Origin of the sequence: Arthrobacter sp. HMWF013 (genome assembly GCF_003061105.1) — a bacterium.
Taxonomy (GTDB): domain Bacteria; phylum Actinomycetota; class Actinomycetes; order Actinomycetales; family Micrococcaceae; genus Arthrobacter.
In genome coordinates this window covers 1-1,158 of the sequence record NZ_QAIQ01000716.1, presented here as the reverse complement: position 1 = coordinate 1,158, position 1,158 = coordinate 1, and the positions used below count along the sequence as shown (strand labels likewise).

Here is a 1,158-nt window from a genome sequence, read left to right as displayed (position 1 = left end):
CCCTCCACCCTCCCGATTGATAGGTCCACCAGATGCAAACAGTCCGCACCGTCAGCTTCCCCGACCGGCAGCTTCTCGCCGATCTCTCACCCCTGCCCGAGGGGCTGAAGGGAGTGGTGTGGGATTTGAAGACCGATCCCGACGGCGGGACGCTCAGTGAGATCGACGGCGTCATTCTGCCTTACATCGGCGCTGCCGCTGTGCTGGGATCCCTCGCCAAGGCCGGGAACCTGAAGTACGTGCAGACGCAGTCCACCGGATACGACGGCGTCATCGAGGCGGCGGGGCCGGCGGCCGGTGTCGCCAGCGCCTCCGGAGTCCACGCAGCAGCAACCGCGGAGCTGGCCATCGGGCTGATCCTCGCCAAGCTGCGCGGCATCGATCAGGCTGTCCGCGACCAGCAGCACGGCCTTTGGCGGCCGGAGCGCCGCCAGTCCCTGGCGGACAGGCGCGTGCTGTTGGTCGGGGTAGGCGGCATCGGGCACGAAATCGCCCGCCGGCTGGAGCCCTTCGAAGTCACCATCACCCGGGTAGGCAGCTCAGCGCGCACCGACGAACACGGAGAGGTCCATGCCTCCTCGGAACTGCCCGCGCTCGCCGCCACGCACGACATTCTCGTCTCGGTACTGCCGCTGAACGAGCACACCCACCAGCTGATCGGCGAAGAGGTGCTCGCCGCGCTGCCGGACGGCGCGTTGGTGGTGAACGTGGGCCGCGGCTCCGTGGTGGACACGGCTGCCCTGACCAAGGAAGTCCTGTCCGGCCGCCTGCAATGCGCGCTCGACGTCGTGGACCCGGAACCGCTGCCCCAGGACCATCCGATGTGGTCCACCACTAACGCCCTGATCACTCCGCACGTCGGCGGCAACGCCTCGGCGTTTCAGCCCAGGATCCTCAAGCTGCTGCGGAAGCAGCTCGAAGCGCTGGCAGCGGGCCGGGCGCCGGCGAACCTCGTCCAAAACGGCCCCTTCTAAGCCGAATCCCTTCCAGACGCGGCGAGGAGCTGCTCTCTATGACTTCACTTTTTGATTTGTCCGGGCGGGTTGCGTTGGTGACTGGTTCGAGCCGGGGGATTGGTAATTCGTTGGCGCGGGCGTTGGCCGAGGCCGGGGCGACGGTGGTGTTGAACGGTATTAATGCGGAGCGGTTGAAGGCTGC

2 protein-coding genes are annotated in these 1,158 nt (G+C 67.1%); both read left to right on the top strand.

The features are described 5' to 3' along the window. The first annotated feature begins 32 nt into the window (after positions 1 to 32). A complete protein-coding gene (locus tag DBR22_RS23125; RefSeq protein ID WP_108600894.1) occupies positions 33 to 974 on the top strand; it encodes a 2-hydroxyacid dehydrogenase in 942 nt (313 codons plus the stop codon). 38 nt (positions 975 to 1,012) lie between these two features. Continuing rightward, on the top strand, positions 1,013 to 1,158 hold a 146-nt coding region (locus DBR22_RS23120), incomplete at its 3' end, for an SDR family NAD(P)-dependent oxidoreductase (protein ID WP_146187644.1).

Bases quoted from the DNA above. Each gene is read 5' to 3' on its own strand.
- DBR22_RS23125 (WP_108600894.1), top strand. From the start codon at position 33: ATGCAAACAGTCCGCACCGTCAGCTTCCCCGACCGGCAGCTTCTCGCC.